Origin of the sequence: Moellerella wisconsensis, from assembly GCF_022592395.1 — a bacterium.
GTDB lineage: Bacteria > Pseudomonadota > Gammaproteobacteria > Enterobacterales > Enterobacteriaceae > Moellerella > Moellerella wisconsensis.
The window spans coordinates 2,886,980-2,910,955 of sequence record NZ_CP093242.1 but is presented as its reverse complement, the minus strand read 5'-3'; the positions used below and the strand labels follow the sequence as shown (position 1 = coordinate 2,910,955).

General features: G+C 42.4%; 18 protein-coding genes. 5 read left to right on the top strand and 13 right to left on the bottom strand.

Going from position 1 to position 23,976, the window contains the following annotated elements; all coding sequences use genetic code 11:
• Positions 1-515: 515 nt before the first annotated feature.
• The 4 genes from tkt (at position 516) to fbaA (ending at position 6,311) form a co-directional block, all read left to right on the top strand.
• Positions 516-2,510 (top strand): transketolase, encoded by a 1,995-nt coding sequence (gene tkt / locus MNY66_RS12765; RefSeq protein WP_047256671.1) that lies wholly within the window; start codon positions 516-518, stop codon positions 2,508-2,510.
• Between the two features lie 395 nt (positions 2,511-2,905).
• A complete protein-coding gene (epd, locus tag MNY66_RS12760; RefSeq protein ID WP_047256670.1) occupies positions 2,906-3,925 on the top strand; it encodes an erythrose-4-phosphate dehydrogenase in 1,020 nt (339 codons plus the stop codon).
• 88 nt (positions 3,926-4,013) lie between these two features.
• On the top strand, positions 4,014-5,177 hold the full coding sequence (gene pgk / locus MNY66_RS12755) for a phosphoglycerate kinase (protein WP_047256669.1): 1,164 nt from the start codon (positions 4,014-4,016) through the stop codon (positions 5,175-5,177).
• Positions 5,178-5,234: 57 nt separating this feature from the next.
• On the top strand, positions 5,235-6,311 hold the full coding sequence (gene fbaA / locus MNY66_RS12750) for a class II fructose-bisphosphate aldolase (RefSeq protein WP_047256668.1): 1,077 nt from the start codon (positions 5,235-5,237) through the stop codon (positions 6,309-6,311).
• Between the two features lie 242 nt (positions 6,312-6,553).
• Here fbaA and hpaC read toward each other — a convergent pair whose 3' ends face one another.
• The 12 genes from hpaC to MNY66_RS12690 form a co-directional block, all read right to left on the bottom strand.
• On the bottom strand, positions 6,554-7,072 hold the full coding sequence (gene hpaC / locus MNY66_RS12745) for a 4-hydroxyphenylacetate 3-monooxygenase, reductase component (RefSeq protein WP_053907699.1): 519 nt from the start codon (positions 7,070-7,072) through the stop codon (positions 6,554-6,556).
• Between the two features lie 20 nt (positions 7,073-7,092).
• Positions 7,093-8,655 (bottom strand): 4-hydroxyphenylacetate 3-monooxygenase, oxygenase component, encoded by a 1,563-nt coding sequence (hpaB, locus tag MNY66_RS12740; protein ID WP_241501026.1) that lies wholly within the window; start codon positions 8,653-8,655, stop codon positions 7,093-7,095.
• A 535-nt stretch (positions 8,656-9,190) separates the two neighbouring features.
• Positions 9,191-10,096 (bottom strand): 4-hydroxyphenylacetate catabolism regulatory protein HpaA, encoded by a 906-nt coding sequence (hpaA, locus tag MNY66_RS12735; protein ID WP_241501025.1) that lies wholly within the window; start codon positions 10,094-10,096, stop codon positions 9,191-9,193.
• Between the two features lie 37 nt (positions 10,097-10,133).
• Positions 10,134-11,504 (bottom strand): 4-hydroxyphenylacetate permease, encoded by a 1,371-nt coding sequence (gene hpaX / locus MNY66_RS12730; protein WP_241501024.1) that lies wholly within the window; start codon positions 11,502-11,504, stop codon positions 10,134-10,136.
• Positions 11,505-11,781: 277 nt separating this feature from the next.
• Entirely contained in the window at positions 11,782-12,585 is an 804-nt protein-coding gene (gene hpaI / locus MNY66_RS12725) for a 4-hydroxy-2-oxoheptanedioate aldolase (RefSeq protein WP_241501023.1), read from the bottom strand.
• A gap of 10 nt (positions 12,586-12,595) precedes the next feature.
• Positions 12,596-13,399, bottom strand: a complete 804-nt coding sequence (hpaH, locus tag MNY66_RS12720) for a 2-oxo-hept-4-ene-1,7-dioate hydratase (protein ID WP_047256662.1) — start codon at positions 13,397-13,399, stop codon at positions 12,596-12,598.
• A gap of 13 nt (positions 13,400-13,412) precedes the next feature.
• Positions 13,413-14,876 (bottom strand): NAD-dependent succinate-semialdehyde dehydrogenase, encoded by a 1,464-nt coding sequence (locus tag MNY66_RS12715; protein WP_047256661.1) that lies wholly within the window; start codon positions 14,874-14,876, stop codon positions 13,413-13,415.
• 2 nt (positions 14,877-14,878) lie between these two features.
• Positions 14,879-16,147 (bottom strand): Bcr/CflA family multidrug efflux MFS transporter, encoded by a 1,269-nt coding sequence (locus MNY66_RS12710; RefSeq protein ID WP_241501022.1) that lies wholly within the window; start codon positions 16,145-16,147, stop codon positions 14,879-14,881.
• A gap of 7 nt (positions 16,148-16,154) precedes the next feature.
• Positions 16,155-16,541 carry a 5-carboxymethyl-2-hydroxymuconate Delta-isomerase gene (locus MNY66_RS12705; protein ID WP_047256660.1) on the bottom strand — a complete coding sequence of 129 codons (387 nt, stop codon included), beginning with the start codon at positions 16,539-16,541 and terminating at the stop codon, positions 16,155-16,157.
• A gap of 11 nt (positions 16,542-16,552) precedes the next feature.
• Positions 16,553-17,434, bottom strand: a complete 882-nt coding sequence (gene hpaD / locus MNY66_RS12700; RefSeq protein ID WP_047256659.1) for a 3,4-dihydroxyphenylacetate 2,3-dioxygenase — start codon at positions 17,432-17,434, stop codon at positions 16,553-16,555.
• Positions 17,435-17,554: 120 nt separating this feature from the next.
• Positions 17,555-19,021 (bottom strand): 5-carboxymethyl-2-hydroxymuconate semialdehyde dehydrogenase, encoded by a 1,467-nt coding sequence (gene hpaE / locus MNY66_RS12695; protein WP_047256658.1) that lies wholly within the window; start codon positions 19,019-19,021, stop codon positions 17,555-17,557.
• Entirely contained in the window at positions 19,014-20,498 is a 1,485-nt protein-coding gene (locus MNY66_RS12690; RefSeq protein ID WP_241501021.1) for a fumarylacetoacetate hydrolase family protein, read from the bottom strand. The genes hpaE and MNY66_RS12690 overlap by 8 nt, the downstream gene beginning before the upstream one ends.
• A 448-nt stretch (positions 20,499-20,946) precedes the next feature.
• On the opposite strand from MNY66_RS12690, the gene hpaR reads away from it, so the two are divergent.
• A complete protein-coding gene (gene hpaR, locus MNY66_RS12685; protein WP_241501020.1) occupies positions 20,947-21,399 on the top strand; it encodes a homoprotocatechuate degradation operon regulator HpaR in 453 nt (150 codons plus the stop codon).
• 84 nt (positions 21,400-21,483) lie between these two features.
• Here the strand turns inward: hpaR and betT are convergent, their stop codons facing one another.
• Positions 21,484-23,487: a choline BCCT transporter BetT gene (gene betT / locus MNY66_RS12680; RefSeq protein WP_047256655.1), complete on the bottom strand. Its 2,004-nt coding sequence runs from the start codon at positions 23,485-23,487 to the stop codon at positions 21,484-21,486.
• Positions 23,488-23,976: the final 489 nt, after the last annotated feature.

The window sequence follows — 23,976 nt, the reverse complement described above, 5'->3', positions numbered from 1 at the left end:
TCCTGATAAGATCAATTGAGTTGGCTATAATTAAGATAAAGTTTTTTATTGCTTCAGGTAAATAATCACGCTAAGAGCTAGATTGAATTGATGATTAGATTATCTAAAAAGGCTCATTTTCTTTTGAAATGTTGGTATTTTGCACAAAATTAAGATTATTGTGACTTTCTACGCTTTATCAGTAAATTACCTTGATTATAGGTATTAATCTCAGGTTTAATATCCCGATGGTTTGCGCAAAACAGCTGATGAAATTAGCGTGTTGCGCAATAAAGCATTTTTATTTGAGGTGATACTTTATCTGTATAATATAGTGTTAGCTGAGAAGCAAATAATTGCTGTCTGCGACGATTTGCGTTAGTTTCATAGCATGAGTTTCTAACTGGCAGCAATTGCCTTACAGTAACCGCTGAGCTATATGGTAAACTATACGCAAAACTATACGCTGACTATATGCTGAACTACGCTGTAATAAATTGGTTTAAGTACGCTTTTATCCGACCTGGAGTATAATAATGACTAGTCGTAAAACCCTTGCTAATGCTATCCGTTTTCTCAGTATGGACGCGGTACAAAAAGCAAAATCAGGGCATCCTGGCGCGCCTATGGGCATGGCAGATATTGCAGAAGTATTGTGGCGTGATTATATGAATCATAATCCAGCCGATCCACATTGGGCCAATCGCGATCGCTTTGTTTTATCTAATGGTCATGGCTCTATGCTGATTTATAGCTTGTTGCATCTGACAGGTTATGATCTTTCTATCGAAGAATTGAAAAACTTCCGCCAACTACATTCTAAAACTCCCGGCCATCCAGAATATGGTTATACTCCAGGCGTTGAAACAACTACTGGCCCATTAGGTCAAGGTATTGCTAATGCTGTTGGCTTCGCTATTGCTGAGCGTACGCTAGCTGCACAATTTAACCGTCCGGGCCATGATATCGTTAATCATCATACTTACGCCTTTATGGGCGACGGTTGTATGATGGAAGGTATCTCTCATGAAGTTTGCTCTTTAGCGGGTACCTTAAAGCTGGGCAAATTGACCGCATTTTATGATGACAATGGTATTTCCATTGATGGTCATGTTCAGGGTTGGTTTACTGACGATACCGCAGCGCGTTTTGAAGCGTATAACTGGCATGTTATTCGTGATATTGATGGGCATGATGCTGATCAAATTAAAGCGGCAATTACTGAAGCGCACGGCGTTACTGATAAACCAACATTGATTATGTGTAAAACCGTTATCGGTTTTGGTTCACCTCATAAAGCAGGTACTGAAGCCGTTCATGGTGCGCCTTTAGGTGATGATGAAATTGCGGCAACGCGCAAAGCGTTAGATTGGCCGTATGCACCATTTGAAATCCCACAAGAAATTTATACAGAGTGGGATGCGCGTGAAGCAGGAAAAGCTAAACAAGCCGCATGGGAAACGAAATTTGCCGCTTATGCAAAAGAATTCCCTGAGTTAGCCAGTGAATTTACACGCCGTATGGCAGGTGAACTGCCGGCTGATTTTGAGAAAGAAGCTCAGAAATTTATCGACAACTTACAAGCTAATCCAGCCAATATCGCTAGCCGTAAAGCATCTCAAAACACCTTAGAAGCTTTTGGTAAAATTTTACCAGAATTTCTTGGTGGCTCTGCCGATTTAGCTCCAAGTAATTTGACTATGTGGTCAGGTTCTAAGCCATTGAATGAAGATATCGCGGGTAACTATATTCATTATGGTGTGCGTGAATTTGGTATGTCTGCGATCATGAATGGTATTGCTCTGCATGGCGGTTTTGTTCCTTACGGTGCAACTTTCTTAATGTTTGTTGAATATGCGCGTAATGCTGTGCGTATGGCTGCATTAATGAAAATTCGGAGCATTTTTGTTTATACTCACGATTCTATCGGTCTGGGTGAAGATGGCCCAACTCACCAACCGGTTGAGCAATTGGCTAGCCTGCGCGTGACACCAAATATGAGTACCTGGCGTCCTTGTGACCAAGTTGAGTCGGCAGTGGCTTGGAAATATGCCGTTGAACGTAAAGATGGTCCTAGCGCATTAATTTTCTCTCGTCAGAACTTAGCTCAGCAGCCTCGTACTGCCCAGCAATTGGCTGATATTGAGAAAGGTGCTTATGTATTGAAAGATTGTGAAGGTCAGCCAGAACTCATTTTCATTGCGACCGGTTCTGAAGTTGAGCTGGCGGTTAAAGCCAGTGAACAACTGAGTGCAGAAGGGCGTAAAGTGCGTGTTGTTTCTATGCCATCTACTGATGCATTTGATAAACAAGACGCAGCATACCGTGAGTCTGTTCTGCCTTCTGCTGTCTCTGCACGTGTTGCTATCGAAGCAGGCATTGCTGATTACTGGTTTAAATATACCGGTTTGAATGGTGCTATCATCGGAATGCACAGCTTCGGTGAATCTGCTCCTGCTGAATTGTTGTTTAAAGAATTCGGTTTCTCAGTTGAAAACGTGGTTACTCAAGCGAAATCTCTGCTGAAATAATCTCTGTTTTTTGCTGAAAATGCCTCCGTGTCAGTTTGAACGGGGGCGTTTTTTTTATTCTTATACTATTATTATATTATTGTTACTTTTCTTCTTTCTGCGTCTTTCAATAATTGCCACCGATGATGTTTATCATTATTTTGTCTTTATTTTAATCAGACAGTTTTTTTACTATTGCGTTATCCCATCATATCCCTTAAGCTATTTTTATACCTGCTGAACCGTTTCAGTTTCTGGCGAGAAAATATAAAAACACCAGAAATGTTGAAAAATAAATGTCAAAAATGTCGAGTGAAGCACACTTTTGTTATTTCACCGATGAAATCAGCAGTACAGTTTGATTGAGTCAGTTATCCTTAGTGACCGTAGGTTTTTATTCTATTTTAAGGTGTGACATGGCAATTCGAGTGGCAATTAACGGTTTTGGTCGTATTGGACGAAGTGTGTTAAGAGCCCTATATGAATCAGGCCGAAGAGCTGAGATTTCTGTGATTGCAGTCAATGAATTAGCAGAGCCCGAAGGGATCGCTCATTTGCTTAAATATGATTCCAGCCATGGTCGATTTGCATGGGATGTCCGCCTTAATAATGATTTACTTTTGGTGGGTGATGATCAAATTCGTTTGTTCCACCGGCCTGAAATAGCGCAACTTCCTTGGAAAGAGTTAGGCATCGATATTGTGCTAGATTGCAGTGGAGTCTATGGCAGCCGCGAAGACGGTTTAGCTCATTTAGCCTCCGGCGCAAAAAAGGTGTTATTTTCTCATCCTGGCAGCGATGATTTAGATGCAACGGTGGTGTATGGAGTCAATCATCAAACGCTAACTTCAAATGATAAATTGGTTTCTAATGCATCTTGCACCACCAATTGTATTATTCCAGTGATTAAATTGTTGGACGACGCTTTTGGTATTGAATCAGGGACAGTAACAACTATCCATGCGTCGATGAATGATCAACCCGTGATTGATGCTTATCATAAAGATTTACGCAGAACTCGCGCTGCAAGCCAGTCAATTATTCCGGTTGATACGCGATTAGCGGCAGGGATATCGCGTATTTTCCCACAATTTAAAGATCATTTCGAAGCGATATCTGTACGTGTACCAACGATAAATGTGACTGCCATTGATTTGAGTGTGACTGTGCGAGATGATGTGAGTGTTGAGGAAGTGAATCGTTTACTTCGCAGCGCTGCAGCTGATAGATTTCGTGGTATAATAGATTATACAGAACTCCCTCTGGTATCGATGGATTTTAATCATGACCCCCACAGTGCCATCGTTGATGGAACACAAACCAGAGTGAGCGGTAAGCACCTGATAAAAACCTTAGTTTGGTGCGATAATGAGTGGGGATTCGCTAACCGGATGCTCGATACAACATTGGCAATGGTAGCGACAGATTTAAACTAATTATCTGCTGTTAGACCACACGGCTCACGCCAATCAAGGCTCAGCAGAGAAGATCAATTTATATAGAGAATCAACAAGAGGATTCACCATGTCTGTAATTAAGATGACCGATTTGGATCTAGCGGGTAAACGTGTATTCATCCGTGCTGACCTGAACGTTCCTGTGAAAGATGGCAAAGTTACCTCTGATGCGCGTATTCGCGCTTCATTACCAACAATTGAAAATGCTCTTAAGCAAGGTGCAAAAGTAATGGTCACTTCTCACTTAGGTCGTCCGACCGAAGGTGAGTACAATGAAGAATTCTCCCTGCAGCCTGTTGTTGACTATCTGGCCGATAAAATTGATTACCCCGTTCGTTTGGTAAAAGATTATCTGAACGGTGTTGATATCGCAGAAGGTGAATTAGTTGTTCTGGAAAACGTTCGCTTTAATAAAGGCGAGAAAAAAGACGACGAAACATTATCAAAACAGTATGCAGCACTGTGTGATGTTTATGTGATGGATGCGTTTGGTACTGCTCACCGTGCACAAGCGTCAACTCATGGTGTGGCTAAATTTGCACCTATCGCCTGTTCTGGCCCATTATTGAGCGCAGAATTAGAAGCTTTAGGGAAAGCATTAGGCAACCCAGCTCGCCCAATGGTGGCAATTGTTGGCGGTTCTAAAGTATCGACCAAACTGACTGTATTAGATTCACTGTCTAAAATCGCTGATCAGCTGATTGTTGGTGGCGGTATCGCTAATACCTTTATTGCTGCAGAAGGTAATAACGTAGGTCGTTCTTTATATGAAGCAGATTTAATTCCAGAAGCCAAAAAATTACTGATTAACTGCCATATTCCTGTGCCTACAGACGTCCGTGTTGCAACCGAGTTCTCAGAAACTGCAGAAGCAACTTTAAAATCATCGACTGAAATTAAAGACGATGAACAAATTTTGGATTTAGGTGATGAATCTGCTGAGCGTTTAGCTGAAATTCTGAAAAATGCGAAAACTATTCTGTGGAATGGCCCAGTAGGCGTTTTCGAATTCCCTAATTTCCGTAAAGGTACTGAAGTGATTGCTAAAGCTATCGCAGATAGCGAAGCTTTCTCAATTGCTGGTGGCGGCGATACATTAGCAGCTATCGATCTGTTTGGTATTGCAGATAAAATTTCATACATTTCAACTGGCGGTGGTGCATTCCTTGAATTCGTTGAAGGTAAAAAATTGCCAGCAGTTGTGATGCTAGAAGAACGTGCTAAAGCGTAATTATGTCATGAAACAACAGGCAGCATTGGCTGCTTGTTAACTACAGGACCCTGTCATATGTCTAAGATTTTTGATTTCGTAAAACCAGGTGTAATTACTGGCGATGATGTTCAGAAAGTTTTCGCAGTTGCTAAGGAAAATAATTTTGCCCTGCCAGCTGTTAACTGTGTTGGTACAGATTCTATCAATGCGGTAATGGAAGCGGCTGCAAAAGTACGTTCGCCAGTTATTGTTCAGTTCTCTAACGGTGGTGCAGCATTTATCGCCGGTAAAGGTCTGAAAGCAGAAGGTCAACAAGCAGCAGTTCTGGGGGCTATTTCTGGTGCCCACCATGCGCATCAAATGGCTGAACACTATGGTGTACCTGTCATCCTGCATACTGACCATTGCGCACGTAAATTGCTGCCTTGGATTGATGGCTTACTGGATGCTGGCGAAAAACATTACGCTAAAACGGGTAAACCACTGTTCTCTTCTCACATGATTGACCTGTCAGAAGAATCACTGGAAGAAAATATCGCGACTTGTGCTAAATATCTTGCGCGCATGGCGAAAATCGATATGACTCTGGAAATCGAGCTGGGTTGTACTGGTGGTGAAGAAGACGGCGTTGATAACAGCGGTATGGATAGCTCAGAGTTATACACTCAGCCAGAAGACGTTGCATACGCTTACGAAAAACTGAATGCTGTTAGCCCACGTTTCACTATCGCAGCATCTTTCGGTAACGTACACGGTGTTTATAAACCAGGTAACGTACAGTTAACGCCAAAAATTCTGCGTAACTCTCAAGACTATGTTTCTGAAAAATTCAATCTGCCACATAACAGCCTAAATTTCGTGTTCCATGGCGGTTCAGGTTCTACAGCAGAAGAAATAAAAGAAGCAGTAGGTTACGGTGTGGTTAAAATGAATATCGATACTGATACCCAATGGGCGACTTGGGAAGGTATTCTGAATTACTACAAAAAGAATGAAGGTTATTTACAAGCTCAGCTGGGTAATCCAGAAGGTGCTGATAAACCAAACAAAAAATACTATGATCCACGTGCTTGGTTACGTAAAGCTCAGGATTCTATGGTTGTTCGTTTGGAACAAGCATTTAAAGAGCTTAACAGCGTGAATGTACTGTAAGTTATTCTTTTATAAAACAAACAATCGTATTGTCACTATGAATAAGTAACAATTATTGTTGTTGATATAAGCCCTCGGCAGTGATCTGTCGGGGGCTTTTTAGTATTAATCCACGCTATATTTCGGGGCTATATTTCAGCGCTATATTTTGATTTTGCTAATGCACTGGTACTAAGCTTCGGTGCTAAAAAAGCGCCTATTAAGGCGCTTATAAAGTAAGATGTTGGCTATAGTGATGTAGATTATATGGCAACTTGCAGCTGTTGATGTATAACCGGATGGAATTTGCGTTTAAAGTAAATTAACCCATGCCCTTCATCTCGTACAATAATTTGTTTCATCTCAACCAAATAAACATAGTGAGTCCCAACTTCTTGTACTTGGGTAATTTCACCTTCAAGATTGGCTAGTGCTTCTTTTAGCAAGGGTTGATTGAGAATACCTTGGCTCCAAATGTCCCAACTAAAGCGTTCTTCCATACTGGTGCCAGTCATTCCGGCAAAGTGGCAAGCCATCTCTTCTTGTTGATGATTAAGAATATTGACACACAGGCGGCCATTTTCCTGAAACACCGCATTCATGCTGCTATTGCGATTAATACATACCATTAATGTCGGTGGTGTATCAGTTACAGAGCAGACTGCTGTTGCGGTGATACCGCAGCAACCTGCATCCCCGTCGGTAGTGACAATATTCACCGCTGCCGATAGGCTCGACATAGCATCTCTAAAACGCAGACGATGTTCGTTTTCTAGGGACATTTTTGGCCTCCTGCTGCTAATTATTTAAGCAGCGAATCTAACATGTTAATATCGTTATTATTGTGTAGATGCGGTCGAGTCCAGCCATGCTGATCGTAATCAGATAGGCAACGGTCAACCATATCGGTCATTGCTTTCATATTTCCTGAGCCATAAGCATGACGTAAGCATTGCAGGCGAATTTCATCTTGGCTACCCGCATAGTTTATTTCATATAGCTCATGGCGCCCGCCGAATTCACTGCCTATCGCATCCCACATTAATTTCAAAACTTTAATTCGTTCAACGTGATCCATACCATTTGAGCCGCGAACATATTTAGCCAGATATTTATCAATCTCCGGATTATTCATATCGCGTACGCTTGATGGTAAATAAATCAGACCACTAGCGACGTTACTTTCAATAATATTCTTAATTTTGGTGTAGGCCATTGGTGCCATTACGCGGTATGTCTGAATCGCTTGGGTATCCGGTAAATAAGAGCCGCCTTCCCATTGCTGCGCTTCTGAACACATCGCATCGCTCAATGACCAAAATAAGTTACGCCATGCGACGACTTCGCCTAACGATGCTTGTACACCGCGGAAATCGATAACGCCAGTGCACTCTAAACTTTTTTGCAATAGCCCGGTGATGAAGTCTAATTTCACCGCCAAGCGTACACAGGCTTGCAGTGGGAATAAGCGAGCAAATCCCCCTTGAACTGCCCAGTTTCTCGCCCGATCAAAATCACGATAAATCAGGACATTTTCCCATGGTATCAGCACATGATCCATTACCAGTATCGCGTCATTCTCGTCGAAACGGCTAGAAAGTGGGTAATCAAATGGTGCTCCCGTAGCGCCAGCGACTAATTCATAGGATGCTCGCGAGATTAATTTAACCCCGTCAGCATCCATAGGTGCCACAAACATGAGGGCAAAATCAGGATTATCGCCCATCACTTGCGCTGAGCCAAAACCGATAAAATTATAGTGAGTCAGTGCCGAGTTAGTGGCGACTACTTTTGCGCCGCTGACGATAATACCTGCATCTGTTTCTTTTTCCAGTTTGATATAAACGTCTTTTACTTCATCCGCGGATTTATGGCGATCGATAGGGGGGTTAACGATAGCGTGGTTGAAGTACAGTCCGCTCTCTTGAATGCGTTTATACCAAGTGCGTGCATTATCCGCAAATTGACCATAATATTCAGGATTAGCCCCTAAAACGCTGGCGAATGCCGCCTTATAATCGGGAGTGCGTCCCATCCATCCGTAGCTTTGGCGTGACCAGTCGGCAATGGCGTCACGTTGTTGGCGCAATTCGTCTTTTCCTGTCGCATAGCGGAAGAATTTGTGGGTATAACCGCCGTTGCCGGTATCGGTATTCCAGCAGAGTGAATTGTGTGTTTTTTCATCATGAAGTGCATCATATAATTGCCCTATCGACGCTGCTGAATTACGAAAAGCTGGGTGGGTAGTGACATCTTTAACTCGCTTACCATAAATATAAATCTCACGACCATCTTGGAGGCTCTTCAGATATTCCTGACTATTAAAAGGGCGTTTAGCATCGGAACGAAAATCTTCTGGCTTCATGTCTACCTCGTTATCGGAAAGCATATTAGGCAATAATGACTAATACGAAATGTTAAATTTATGTTTGTTTTATGTATGACCATTGAAGCGTCTTTTCTTGAGAGAGAACAGAGATTTTACAGAGGATAACCGGTACTTTTCGTTGGAAGTGATTATTTGTTATGGAATTGTGATCTGCAATATACTTTTATAATAATAAATTAATTTCACATTATTTTATTGTTTTTATTCATATGGATAGAGTGGTTTTATAATTATACCTGTCATGATGGAAAGTGATGTTTTTAATATTGAATATCACTATTTGTGATTTTGTTAGCCAGTATTAATGTAGATTAAAATAAAATAACAAAGAATTAAAATGTTTTTAATTTGTAAAGTTATAATTAATTAGATAAATCAGAAACTCCGCACTGATAAGAAAACGGGTTAGCAAATAATTGTTTATAGAGACGATAAAATTATAACAAAAGGAAAAATCGATGAGGAAAATAGGGCGCTAACGGGTAGCCTCAAATTAGAGAAGAGACATCAGTTATAATGACGGAGAATGAAGATTATTATCTCGCCATACGCTGGGTGAGCTGCCGACAGAACGATTAAAAAAGCGGGCGAAATATGCCGGATCTTTAAACCCGAGCCGATAGGCGATTTCAAATACAGGGCTATCGCTGAACAATAATAAACGCTTAGCCTCGCGTAATATACGGTCTAAAATCAATCGCTTAGGTGGTCGATTGGCAAATCTGCGACACATATCTTTTAAGCGAGATTCAGTAATGCCTAATTTATCGGCGTATTCTGGTACCGATAAATGCTGGTGATAATGATGGTCAATAAGCTGGTTAAATCTTTGAAATAACTTAAGCTCACCTCGCATTCCACAAATATGATGATCATCGAGCGGAATGCTGCGAAGTAAAAAAGTAAACATCGCTTGTGCAAGGTTCGAGAGTGCTTGATCGCGACCAGCATATTGATGGGATGATTCTCTTTCAATCAATGCCCAATAATGATTAAAAGTAGCTAAATCAGCCGGTTTATCAGCTACAGATAAGCAAATAGCTGGAATATCGATAATATCAGGCTGGGTAGGATACAGCGAATGTAACAATGGCGAGATCAGTTCCTGACGTACTGTGAGCACGTAGCCGTCGGTATCTTCCTGAGTAAAAAAAGTATGGGGTACCGAGGGCGGAGTCAAAATAAATAACGGTGCTTGAACAGAATAACGCTGCTCATCAAGCTGTAAAGTGATATGCCCGGTGACTAAATAATGCAGTTGGAAAAACCCATCATGACGATGGGCTTGCATATCACGACCAAAAAAAGCCGCCATTTTACCGAATGTCTGATAATGAACGTCATCAGTGCCCTGAGTTTCGTCATAATCTTTACTGATATCAATGTTGGTGATTGTCGATATAGAAACATCAGACATAACGCAGGACTCCATGGATAATAACCATCAACATTCGCTAAGGTGTTGCTCTTGGGCGTGAGCTTTTCATCGGGATGAATAGCACAATTATAGCCCCAATAACCAATAGCCCTGCGACAAAATACAGCCCTGAGTTAAAGCTGCCGGTAGTATCTTTAAACCAACCTATTAATAATGGACTAACGGCGGAGCCAATATTACCGGTTGCATTGATAACCGCAATACCTACAGCACGGGCGCGCAGGCTAATGGATTGATCTGGCGTAGTCCAAAAGACAGCCATTGCTGTAAATGAGCCTGTTGATGCCATGATAATACCGAGCAACTGCACAAGTGGATGACTGGTAAGTGATGCAAGGATCCAACCTGCGGCCGCGAATAAGAACGGCAAAGCGGTATGCATTTTTCGTTCTTGTAATCGGTCAGAGCGCCGACTCCAATAGATCATACCAAAAATAGTACAGAATTGAGGTATGGCGGTGAGCAAGCCAATCATGGCGTTACTGCTGCCCTGATTAAAGCTTTGCATTATCTGTGGTGTCCAGATATTAATTGCGCTCAATGTATTGGTTAAACAAAAATAGGCCACGGTATACATTAAGATTGTAGGAGTGAATATTTCTTTCCATAAGCTGGTGGTTTGTAATGCGCTCTGGCTTTTAGCCCCGTGAGGCTGAACTAATTGCAGATTATCTTGCTCCATCATCTCTTTGAGGCAGGCTTTATCCTCTGAAGTCAGCCACTTGGCTTTTGACGGAGAATCATCAAGATAAAACCAAACTAATACGCCCAATAATACCGATGGAAAGCCTTCTAGCAAGAATAGCCATTGCCAGCCATGTAAGTTAAGTATTCCATCCATTTCGAGAATATAGCCCGAAGCTAAAGAGCCAAAAGCCATAGTGACCGGCATCGCAACCATAAATAATGCGTTGGCGCGAGCTCGGAAATAGGCGGGAAACCAGTAGGTGAGATAAACTAAAATGCCGGGCAAGAAACCCGCTTCGGCGATACCGACCAGCATGCGCAAAATATATAAACTGGTAGGGCCGGTTGCGAACATGGTGGCAGTGGAGGCAAATCCCCACAGCACCATAATGGTGGCAATCCAACGGCGAGCGCCTACAATCCCAAGCATAATATTACTAGGAATACCGAAAATAACGTAAGTGACATAAAATAGGGTTGCGGCTAAGCCAAACATCGTGGATGAAAGGCCGAGATCTTTACCCATGGTTAAACCGGCAAAGCCAATATTAATGCGATCTAAAAATGAGAAAATAAATAGAACAAATAAAAATACAATTAAACGACGAAACAGTTTTTTTATTACTCGTTGTTGAGGCTCAGTTAAATTTTTATGTTGGTCTGCGGGATTGCTCGCCGTAATATCCGCGGTATTTTTCATTATTATTCTCTCATTTATAGGTACAAGAGGCTATTAGGCAGATAACGTGCATCTGCCCAGTTGGCTATTCCGACTGATTTTATACGCGAGGTTTATTATTCTTTAACCATTTAATTATAAACAGTTTAATTCTTATTCTGATTATTTTTGATGGTTTATAAGCACCAATAAACGCTGAAATAAATCAGGCATATATTTCATCGGTATATTCTATTTATAATAATTTTTAAAATTTAATATTTTTTTATATATGGCTTTATCTATAGTGAGTTAATTATTAATAAACACTAGATGCAGCCACTGATATTTGACGATTAGATTTAAATTTTGCGGCTAGTGATTCCGCACTGCGGGCTAATAAAGTGGTATCAACGCCGACAGCAACAAATAAGGCACCCAATTTTAAATAATGTTCAGCTACGTCAGGTGCAGCCATTAATATGCCTGAAGCTTTACCGGCTTGTTTGATTAATAAAATCGCCTGTTCGATAGCGGTTCTAACTTCAGGGTGATTAGGATTGCCCGCAAATCCCATGTCAGCGCTGAGATCGGCAGGGCCGATAAATACGCCATCCACGCCATCAATCTGTAAAATTTGAGGTAAGTTTATTAAGGCTTCACGCGTTTCAACTTGCACAATCACACACATTTCATCGTTAGCTTGATGAATATAATCTGCGACCCGATTCCAGCGTGAGGCACGGGCTAGTGCGCTACCAACACCCCGGATCCCCGCGGGAGGATAACGAGTCGCTTTAACGGCTTGCTCGGCTTGCTGAGCATTTTGGATCATCGGGATCAATAATGTCTGTGCGCCAATATCTAATAATTGTTTGATAATTACTGGATCATTCCACGGTGGCCGGACTACTGGCTGTGATGGGTATGGGGCGATAGCTTGTAATTGAGATAAAATAGTCGGGATTGTATTTGGTGCATGTTCACCGTCAATCAATAACCAGTCAAATCCGGCTCCTGCGACCAATTCGGCGCTGTATGCGCTACTCAGGCCCAGCCATAGACCAATTTGTGGTTGGCCCGCTTTTAGGGCGCGCTTAAAGCTATTTTTTGGCATTTCCATGAGAGCCTCTTTAGACAAAATGGCAGCTGATTGATCCCATTACCCCATAGTCGGCGTGGAAAGTATCTCCACGACGAACAGGCACAGGACGGGTGAAGGAGCCCGCGAGAATAATTTGTCCCGCGTCTAACTCAACATTATGAGGTGCCAGTTTGTTCGCCAACCAAGCCACACCATTTGCTGGGTGATTCAGTACTGCGGCAGCAACACCTGACTCCTCAATAACGCCATTGCGGTACAGAAGGGCGCTTATCCAACGTAAGTCGAGATCTCTCGGTTTAATTGGACGTCCGCCCATGATAACGGCTGCGTTAGCGGCGTTATCAGAAATCGTATCGAACACTTTGCGTGGACGTTGAGTCTCAGGATCGATGTTATGACAACGAGCATCAATCAACTCCAACGCAGGAATAACATAGTCTGTCGCATTATAAACATCGAACAAGGTACAATTTGGGCCACGGAGTGGCTTTGCCAGTACAAATGCCAGTTCAACTTCAATGCGAGGAACAATAAAACGGTCAAAAGGGATCTCGCTACCATCAGCGAAAAACATATCATCCAGTAATGCACCGTAATCGGGTTCATCAATTTGCGAGCTAGCTTGCATCGCTTTCGAGGTTAACCCAATTTTATGCCCTTTCAGTATTCGCCCTTCAGACATTTTTAAACCTACCCATTCACGTTGAATCGCATATGCATCTTCAATCGTAATTTCTGGATGATCTAAAGAGATCTGGCGGATTTGCTCACCTTTTTTTTCTGCGTTATTCAGACGCTGTGCAACCTGCGATACGATATCTTTCTGTAACATATGGGTTTGGCTCCTATTCCTCTATGCCACCAAAGCAGAGGTATTTCACTTCCTGATAGTCTTCGATTCCGTAACGTGAACCTTCACGCCCCAGTCCCGATTGTTTTATACCGCCGAATGGCGCGGCTTCGTTTGAAATAATCCCTTCGTTGATCCCCACCATGCCACTTTCGAGCGCTTCAGCCACTCGATAAATACGCCCGATATCGCGAGAGTAGAAGTACGACGCTAAACCAAATTCAGTATCGTTAGCCAGTTTGATAGCTTCTGCTTCATCACGGAATTTGAACAGCGGGGCAACAGGGCCGAAAGTTTCTTCATAAGATACTTTCATCGATTTATCGACATCCACCAGCACGGTTGGTTCAAAGAACAGTCCACCGAGAGAGGCGGATTTCCCTCCGGCAATAACACGCGCCCCGTGGGAGACCGCATCGGCAATATGTTGTTTAACTTTATCAATCGCGGCTTGGTTAATTAATGGGCCTTGTTGAGAATCACTTTGTGTCGCCGGGCCAACTTTCAGTGCTTTTACAGCGGTGGCTAAACGAGCCGCAAATTCATCGTACACGCCTTCTTGCACTAAGATGCGGTTGGCACATACACAAGTTTGCCCACTGTTACGGAATTTCGCGACTAATACCCCTTCAACGGCGGCGTCTAAATCGGCGTCATCAAAGATAATAAATGGCGCATTCCCTCCCAGCTCTAATGACATTTTTTTCACTGTATCAGCACATTGTGCCATTAACAGCTTACCGACACGCGTTGAACCCGTGAAGGTTAATTTGCGCACAATGGGGCTTGAGGTCAGTACTTCACCGATAGATTTAGCATCGGTACCTGGAACAATATTAAATACGCCAGCGGGGATCCCTGCTTCTTGCGCCAATACCGCTAGGGCTAATGCAGATAACGGTGTTTCTGCGGCAGGTTTTAATACCATGGTACAGCCAGCCGCTAAGGCGGGGCCCGCTTTGCGGGTGATCATGGCATTAGGGAAATTCCACGGGGTAATTGCGGCAACTACCCCAATTGGCTGTTTAATGGTCGCGATTCGACGGCCTGGCAGCGGAGAAGGAATGGTTTCGCCATAAGTCCGTTTACCTTCTTCGGCAAACCATTCAATAAAGCTAGCACCGTAAGCGATTTCACCCATGGCTTCAGCATGAGATTTTCCTTGCTCTAAGCTGAGGATCTCGGCTAATTCCTGCTGGTTTTCCATCATCAGACGGAACCATTTATTCAGAATTTGGCTGCGTTGTTTCGCCGTCATGGCTTTCCATGCCGGTAACGCTTGCTCTGCTGCTTGAATAGCCCGCTGAGTTTCCGCGGCGCCAACATCGCTGATGTTAGCTATCACTTCTCCGGTTGCTGGATTAGTCACTTCAAAAACGTGGTGGTTATCTGCATCAACCCATTGACCGTTGATATAAGCTTGCTGGCGATAAAGTGAGGAAGAGGTGATCATAGTCATTTTTATTTTTTCTCCGAAGACACGGATTGCAGTTGTGTCGAAGCATGCTTTGCAGAAAAGCGTTGGCTTATCCAGCTTAAAGCGGCACAGACTGCCATAACCAGTGTCATAGCAAATGGGGAACCATCTTGTAGAACAGAAACTGCAACACTCGCCAGCGCCGCCATGGCAAATTGCACTGAAATCGCCAGTGCACTTGCGCTGCCAGCGAGACTCGCTCGATGTTGCAATAAGAGTGATAGGCTGTTTGTTCCAATCGCATTAACCAGCGACAAAAACAGCACTATTAGTACTACAATAACAGGAAGACTTTGCTGATAACAAATAACTAGCAGCAGACCGAATACTAATTGAGCAGTTGTCTGCATAAATAGCAGTTTTGGCAAATTATAGCGACGTAATGCTCGTACATTGACTAATAACATCAGCATCATGCCGAGAATATTGCAGCCAAATAGTAGCCCATAATATTGCGCTGAAATATTAAAATAGTTGATATAAATAAAAGGCGACCCGCTTATAAAGGCGAACATCGCCGCAAATGAAAATGCCAGAGTCCCGATAATACTGAGAGTATATTTGTCAGCGATTAATTGTTTATAGTTATCAAATGCTGACCCAATAAGCTGCTTTACAGAGGGAGATAAGCGAGTTGGTACATTGGAGATTCGTTTTGAAGCCAATGTCTCTGGCAAATAACAGAAAACTACTAGCATGCTTAATAATCCCATCCCGCACAGTAAAATAAAAATTGATGGCCAATTAAAATGCAGCAGTAAAAATCCCCCCAATAATGGAGCGATTAGCGGCGCTATCATGGTAACCAAAGTCATTAACGATAAAACGCGTGGTAATTCATGATTGGCATAAATATCACGGGCAATGGCGCGAGCCATAACAATAGCGGCTCCGCTGCCAAAAGCTTGCAGAGCGCGCAATAAAATCAGTTGTTCAACTTGTGTTGAAAAACTACACAGTAGGCTGGCGAGTGAAAATAATGCTAATCCCGCGAGCAATATTTTACGCCGCCCTAACGTATCGCTCAGGGGGCCATACAGCAGCATGCCAACACAAAATCCGATAAAAAAAGCCCCAAGCGTATATTGTATCTGCCCCGGTGACGCCTGCAACTCTGAGCCCATTTGTGGTAACGCAGGCAGATACATATCAATCGATAAAGGACCGAATGCCACCAACGAACCCAACAAGGGGATCAGCCATTTAGGTGGCTGTTGTGGAGATTGAGGTAACGCGAGCAGAGGCTGAGGCATCGGCATGTTACTCCTTGGCAAACAGAGCGTGAACGTTGTTTTGTTTAAAGTTGAGGATCGGGTCTAACTCTTCCATTGTGAATGACAACGCCAGATAACGCTGTGCCATTAAGGCAGAAAAATGCGTTTTGATCAGCGCAAAGAGCATGTCACCGGTCTGTTTACGCTGTTCAATGCTGCGTCCTGCGCCAATTTTTAAGGTAAAATGCACAAAAGCATAATCATGTTTACCGTCTGCCATTTGCCAAGTATCCAGCCAAATAGCTCGGCTACGAATACCTGCCAGCGGGAAGATCCCGGTATTCGCTAAAGCCGTATTAACTTTTGCAAATAGCTCGGGTAGTTTGGCTTGATGTTTAATATTCTCGGTACATTCAGCGTAGAAATGCGGCATGAATCGACTCCTTAAGCTGTAGCAGCTTGGCGCTGAGTTATTGACTCGGGCAGCGGAAATATCGCATTAATTTGTCCGGTGCCGGAGCTTGGAAAGAGATCAGTTAATATCTCGACGGGCTCAGCGTATTGATCCCAACCCAGCATACCAAGCAGCATTACGGTGTCATGCATATGGCCTTCGCCATAGCAATAATCAGCATATTCCGGCAACATTTTACAGAACTCATTGAAGCGGCCTTCAGACCATAATTTCACCACTCGTTTATCCATTTGCTCGTCAAATTCACGGGTATAGTTATTCATGCCTTCTTCTGCACGAGTATCATCAATAAAGCGGTGGGACAACGAGCCACTGGCTAAGACGGCTACGGTACCATCATATTTTTCAATCGCCGTTAATACGGCTTCACCCAGTTTTCGGCTATTTTCAAAAGTATGAGAGGTACAAAATGCAGAAATAGAAATCACTTTAAAATGGCGATCACTATTCATGTAGCGCATCGGAACTAATGTGGCATATTCCAGTGTTAGGCTAGGAATTTCATGTGATTGCGCTCTAACACCCAGTTTTCTGGCCTCTTCGCCTATCATGCGACCTAGGGTTGAATTACCATCGTATTCATATTCCATATCACGAATAAAATGCGGTAATTCGTTGCTGGTATAAATGCCTTTAAAGTGATCGGCACAATTAATGTGATAGGCGCTGTTTACCAGCCAGTGGGTATCAAATACAATCAGGGTATCTACGCCTAATTCACGGCAGCGTCGACTAATTTCTTTGTGTCCGTCGATAGCCCCTTGACGACACCCCTGATGTTTACCCGGTAATTCAGACAGGTACATCGAAGGAACATGTGTAATCTTTGCTGCTAGCGCTAATTTGCCCATAAATCCTCACTGTAAAATCTATCTTTGTTGCACTGTCCTGCGGTCATTTAAAGCGACACCGAGGATAGCGGCACTGGCTGTGACGCGATATTTAAGCTAATCCCGTGGCGTGTATTAATGTTAAATGCCCCAACGTGGAATTGAGTGGTCACCCAATGAAATACAGACGTTTTTTATTTCAGCGAAAACATCAAAGCTATATTCCCCACCTTCACGTCCTACACCGGAGGCTTTTACCCCACCGAAAGGTTGGCGTAAATCACGAACGTTTTGGGTATTAACAAACACCATACCGGCTTCAATGCTGCGCGATAGACGCAGTATTTTGCTGACATCTTGAGTCCAAATATAAGACGCTAGACCATATTCGATGTCATTGGCCATACGCAGACCCTCTTCTTCGGTTTTGAAGGGGATCAAGCAGGCTACAGGGCCAAAGATTTCTTCTTGGGCAACGCGCATTTGATTATTAACATCGGCTAGCACGGTAGGGCGCAAGAAGTTACCATTTTTCAAATGAGAAGGCAGATCGCGAGGCTTATCAGGGCCGCCAGCTAATAATGTTGCGCCTTCTTCGATACCTAAACGAATATATCCCGATACTTTATCCCAATGTTGCTGGCTAATTAGCGCGCCAATTTGAGTTTGAGGATCATTCGGATCACCCACTTTTAGGCGATTAGCTCTCTCGGCAAAGCGTTTTACAAATTCGGGATAAATGCTTTCTTGAATAAAGATGCGCGATCCTGCGGTGCAGCGTTCACCATTAATGGAGAAAATAGTAAATAAAGCCGCATCTAGAGCGCGTTCGACATCCGCATCTTCAAAAATAAGCACTGGCGATTTTCCGCCTAATTCCATTGAATATTTTTTTAGGCCAGCATTTTGCATGATCATACGACCTGTGGCGGTTCCGCCAGTGAATGAAACCGCACGCACATCGTTATGTTTAACCAATGCATCGCCTGCGGTGCTGCCATAACCTTGAACCACGTTTAATACGCCTGCCGGAATACCCGCTTCAAGCGCTAATTCGCCTAAACGATTAGCCGACAGCGGGGAGAGTTCAGACATTTTTAACACCGCTGTATTCCCTAGCGCTAAGCAGGGAGCGGTTTTCCACGTTGCCGTCATAAATGGCACGTTCCAAGGCGAAACCAGCGCACATACGCCAACGGGTTGGATAAGCGTATAGTTCATCATTTTATCGTCGACAGGATAGGTTCTGCCGTTCATTTGCTGACACACTTCGGCAAAGAATTCAAAGTTATGCGAGGCGCGAGGGATCAATACATTTTTAGTCTGATGGATAGGTAAACCGGTATCGTTGGTTTCCATCTCGGCGATTTGCGGGACATGTTGATCAATTAATTCGCCAAGGCGACGCATTAAACGTGCGCGCTCTTTCATTGGCGTATTTGCCCATTTAGGGAAAGCCGCTTTGGCTGCTGCAACAGCTTGATTAACCTCATCTTGTCCACCAGAAGCGACCTCTGCAAGTACGTCACCAGTGGCGGGATTTGTTGTCGTAAAATAGTTTTTACTGGCGACATTTTTACCGTTGATCCAATGATTAATCTTAGTCATTACAGGCGCTCCTTTCAGTATTGTCACACGCGGGGGGATTTTCTTGGCGGGCAATCACTTGGCGATAATCGTCTTCACTGATAATGTGGTTGAATAGGCGACCAACGCCTTCGACTTCAACGATAACTTCATCGCCGGGTACGACGTCAGAAAGCCCTTTTGGGGTACCCGTAGCTATCATGTCACCCGGTTGTAATATCATAAATTCGCTTAAATAAGCGATTAAAAAAGGAATATTAAAAATTAAATCAGCGGTAGTCCCGCGTTGGCGTAATTCCCCATTAACATAAGTACTTAAGGCTAAATTATGCGGATCGCTAATGTATTTTTTATCAATAATTATCGGGCCGATAGGGGTCAGCGTATCTCGGCTTTTGACGCGTAAGTTAGGGCGGTAATAGTTTTCCAAATAGTCGCGTATTGCATAGTCGTTACATAAAGTATATCCAGCGACATAATCCATGGCATCGGCTTGTGAAACATTACGGGCTGTTTTACCGATAACGACAACTAATTCAGATTCGTAGTGCATATATTCAACATTATCTGGGCGAACAGAAACTTGACGATGCCCAGTAAGTGAATTATTAGCTTTGATAAAAATCAGCGGCTCGACTGGCGGTTTGAATGCTAATTCAGCCGCGTGATCGGCATAATTTAAACCTAAAGCAAATAAGGTGCCGCGTGTCGGGGGCAAAAATTCTAACTGAGGATCATCGGCAGCGATTTGTTGCCCTGTTGGCAGAGTAATCGCGTTATTTTCTTCAACGGTGACCGTATATTCAGTTCCTTGGTAGCGAATTTTAGCTTGCCCAATCAGTACTGAGGGATCATCTTTTGGAGCATTTTTTTGTGTCGATTGTGCTATCACGTTATTGGTTAGGGTTGGAAAACCAGCCGCTTTAATTTGAATATTATCACCGGGGTGGATTGCTATACGTTGCTGTGGTGTGCCGATTAAAATCATATCGCCCGCTTTTAAGGTCGCAAAATCACTGAGTGCAGCCACTAATTGATTCGCCGAGCGAAGTAAATCTTTTGTGGACCAGCGGTCGACTTCTTGTCCATTGATTTCAGTCACTATTTCTAATATCTCTGGGAACGAAATATCGGCTATCTCCCCAATGGGACAAAAGCCATCACGACATTTAGCTTTGATAGCTGGGCGATAAAAACTGGTCTCTGGTAGACTAACCTCGTTGGCTAGTGCATAGCCTGCAATGTAATCTGAGGCGTTCTTAACACTGACTTTGCGGGCTTTTTTGCCAATCACAATCGCCACTGTCGCACCACTTAAAACCTCTTCACCTACAGGGTAAGGGATAATCTCGCCTGATTGGATAATGGTATTACGCGGTTTAATAAACCATACCGGTGTTTTTGGTAGGTTTTTATAGGGGGCTTGTTCAAAGGCATCATGCCAAAAATCAATTTGGCTTTGATGATTGAGAGCAACGGCAAAAACAGTGCCTTTCATTGACGACTCCTAATGCATGGTATGAGACTAGCCTCGAAAGTTATTAACATATTAATAAAGTAAATAATCCCGATTAGCAATAGATTAACTGATTTGTTAATTCTAATTGTGATCTTATTAACATTTTGCTATCAGTGAAAAATAAAATTAACTAAAAACATTGAGTTATGATTTCCTATGATTTGTTTTTCTTTTTGGTTTTAACTTTTATTTAACTATAATCTTGATTTTAATTATTATTTATTCATTAATATTAAAGGCTTTTTTCTTGGTGATTGTTCATTGTGTATGCTAATCTCAGCACGATGAGGATCATTAAATCATCAGTATCTATACTGGGGCGCAAAATACTTAAATTGCTGTGGAAATTTCAATGCAGCGGCGATTTGAAGTAACATGTTGTAGATATTGAATGAGTCACTCTTTACATCTGATAGGCTATTAACTTATGCATGAATCATTGACCATTGCTTTACTCCAAGCCCGTGAGACCGCGATGAGTTTTTTTCGTCCGATCCTGAAATCCTATAATTTGACCGAACAGCAATGGAGAATTATTCGCGTACTTGCTGATAGTCGTTCAATTGATTTTCATGATTTATCGGTTAAAACCTGTATTTTACGGCCAAGTTTGACTGGAATATTAACGCGAATGGAACGTGATGGGCTTATTTTTCGTCTTAAACCATTGAATGATCAACGTAAGCTATATGTATCCCTTACGCCGCAGGGGCAAGATTTGTATGATCGTGCTCGGCAAGAAGTCGAAGCGGGTTATCACTCTATCGAACAGGCTTTTTCTAGTGAGAAAATGCAGCAGTTGACTCAACTACTCGATGAATTAATTGCTTTGGATCGTGTTAATGATCAGCATGAAATAGAAAAAAATAATTTCGTATAATATATGTAAAATAGAGGCAAAAAAATGCCGATGAATTAATCATCGGCATATATAGCTTAACGTGGACACCACAAATAATAGTAGTTATTTGCCCAGTATATGTAAGAAGTGAATATGTTTTTCATATTGGTCAAGGATATCATGAATAATTTGTTCTTTATTCCATCCCATAATATCGTAATCCTGACCACCTTCTTTTAAATGGATTTCAGCACGATAGTATTTTTGTTCCTCATCTTTCTCATCATCGGTGTCATTCATTCCACTTAAGGCAAATGACGGCTGAATATAGTAGCGTAAGCGTACTTCATATAAGAAGTTCATATCATCGCCTAAGTCTACTTCCAGACCGATGCGTCCGTCGTCTTCATGATGAATGATGCATACAGTTCCCTGTTTTTCTAGTTCTTGTGATACCAGTTCCATTGACGGCTGAACCACTTCATCAACAAAGCGTTTAACTTGTGAGCGTTTCGGGAAATAGACAATATTTCTTAGTCGACGCTGCCAAGGTATTGGTGTTCGACTACTGGTTGGTGCAATCGTTGCCAATTGTTGGCTATCACGTTTATAAGCATCGACACGTAGTGCTTTAAACAGACCATAAATGGAGGCTAATAGCACCATTGAGAACGGTAAAGCACTGGCGATTGTTAAAGTTTGTAGGGCTTGCAGACCGCCCGCCAGTAACATCGTTATCGCGACTATGCCCATTAGCGCTGCCCAGAAGATACGTTGCCAAATAGGGGTATTTGAATCACCGCCTGAGGCTAATGTATCAACAACCATCGCACCGGAGTCGGCAGAGGTCACGAAGAACACAATCACCATCACCATCGCCACGAAAGACAGTACGGTGGAGAATGGGAAATAGGTTAAAAAATCAAATAATGCAAGAGAAACATCAGATTGAACAGTTTCGGCCAGTTGGGTGGCGCCTTTATTCATTATCAGGTTGATTGCACTATTACCGAAGATAGTCATCCATAAAAGCGTAAAACCTGCGGGAACAAATAATACACCAGTCACGAATTCACGAATGGTGCGGCCGCGCGAAATACGAGCGATGAACATCCCAACAAAAGGAGACCAAGATAACCACCATCCCCAATATAGTAGCGTCCATCCACCTAGCCAATCACTGGATTTAGGTTCATAAGCATATAAATTAAAGGTTTTGCTGACTATTTCAGAAAGATAGCCACCAGTGTTTTCAACAAATGATTTCAGCAGCAGAACTGTTGGGCCCAAAATCAGTACTAATAATAGTAATAAGAAGGCTAATCCGAGGTTAAGTTCGGACAGAATTCTGATCCCTTTATCTAAACCAGACACTACCGATAGCGTGGCTAATCCGGTAAATAAGATAATCAAAGACACTTGAACCGTTGGAGTAACAGGTAAGCCAAATAGATGATTTAGCCCCGAGTTAACCTGTAATACACCAAATCCGAGAGAGGTAGCGACACCAAATACGGTACCAACGACGGCAAATACATCGACCGCATGCCCAATCGGCCCATAAATACGGTCACCAATAATAGGATACAGTGCCGATCTTAAAGTCAGAGGTAAGCCATGGCGGTAACTGAAGAAAGCTAATATAAGCGCAACTATGGCGTAAATAGCCCATGCATGCAGTCCCCAGTGGAAAAAGGTCAGGCGCATAGCCTCTTTCGCGGCTTGTATGGTTTGTGCATCGCCAGTTGGTGGATTAAGGTAGTGCATCACTGGCTCAGCAACACCGAAGAACATCAAGCCGATCCCCATACCTGCGGAAAATAACATGGCGAACCAGGAGAGGTAACTAAAATTAGGTTGCGCATGATCAGGACCCAATTTAATTTGGCCATATCGGGAGAGTCCCAGATAAGTCACACTCAATAAGATGATAGCAACAGCCAGAATGTAAAACCAACTTGCATTCATGAACAGGTTTTGCTGAAGATGACTTAGATGAGATTCTGCTAATTCAGGTAGCAGTGCGGCGAACCCAACAATTAATAAAATAACAACAGCTGAGGAGTAAAAAACGGGGGGACTAATTTTTGAGCGTACTTTCTTTTCGTCAGTAGCATGTTGACTCATAAAATTTTTCTCTTTTTCTTGTTTTATTTACATATCAAACATGTTGATATGAGAAACCCTTCTTAAAATACGAATATCATCTCATTAGTTTATCTCTAGGACGATTTATTCGTAAACTTATGGTGGATATAGCATTATAAATAGAAATTATAAATTTTATTTATAATAATTAAACTGCTCAAGAACTCTATATTCATACTATTGAGCAAGTGACGCAAAGAGTAAACAATAACGTAGACTAATTAATTACTCTGTTAAAACGCGATGCATATTGCCATTTTATGCCGTGAAAATCAACTTTTAGCCATTTTGGATGCTGAGTTGTTGTTTTAGTACTATATATTTTAAATCATCGATAACAAAAATAATCTTATTTATACATATTTTATGTAATAATATGATTATATAAAATATAAGTATGTTATTATCCTTTAAATAGGGAAGTAAGTAATATTATCTATTTATAAATTTTATTTATGAACAGTTTAT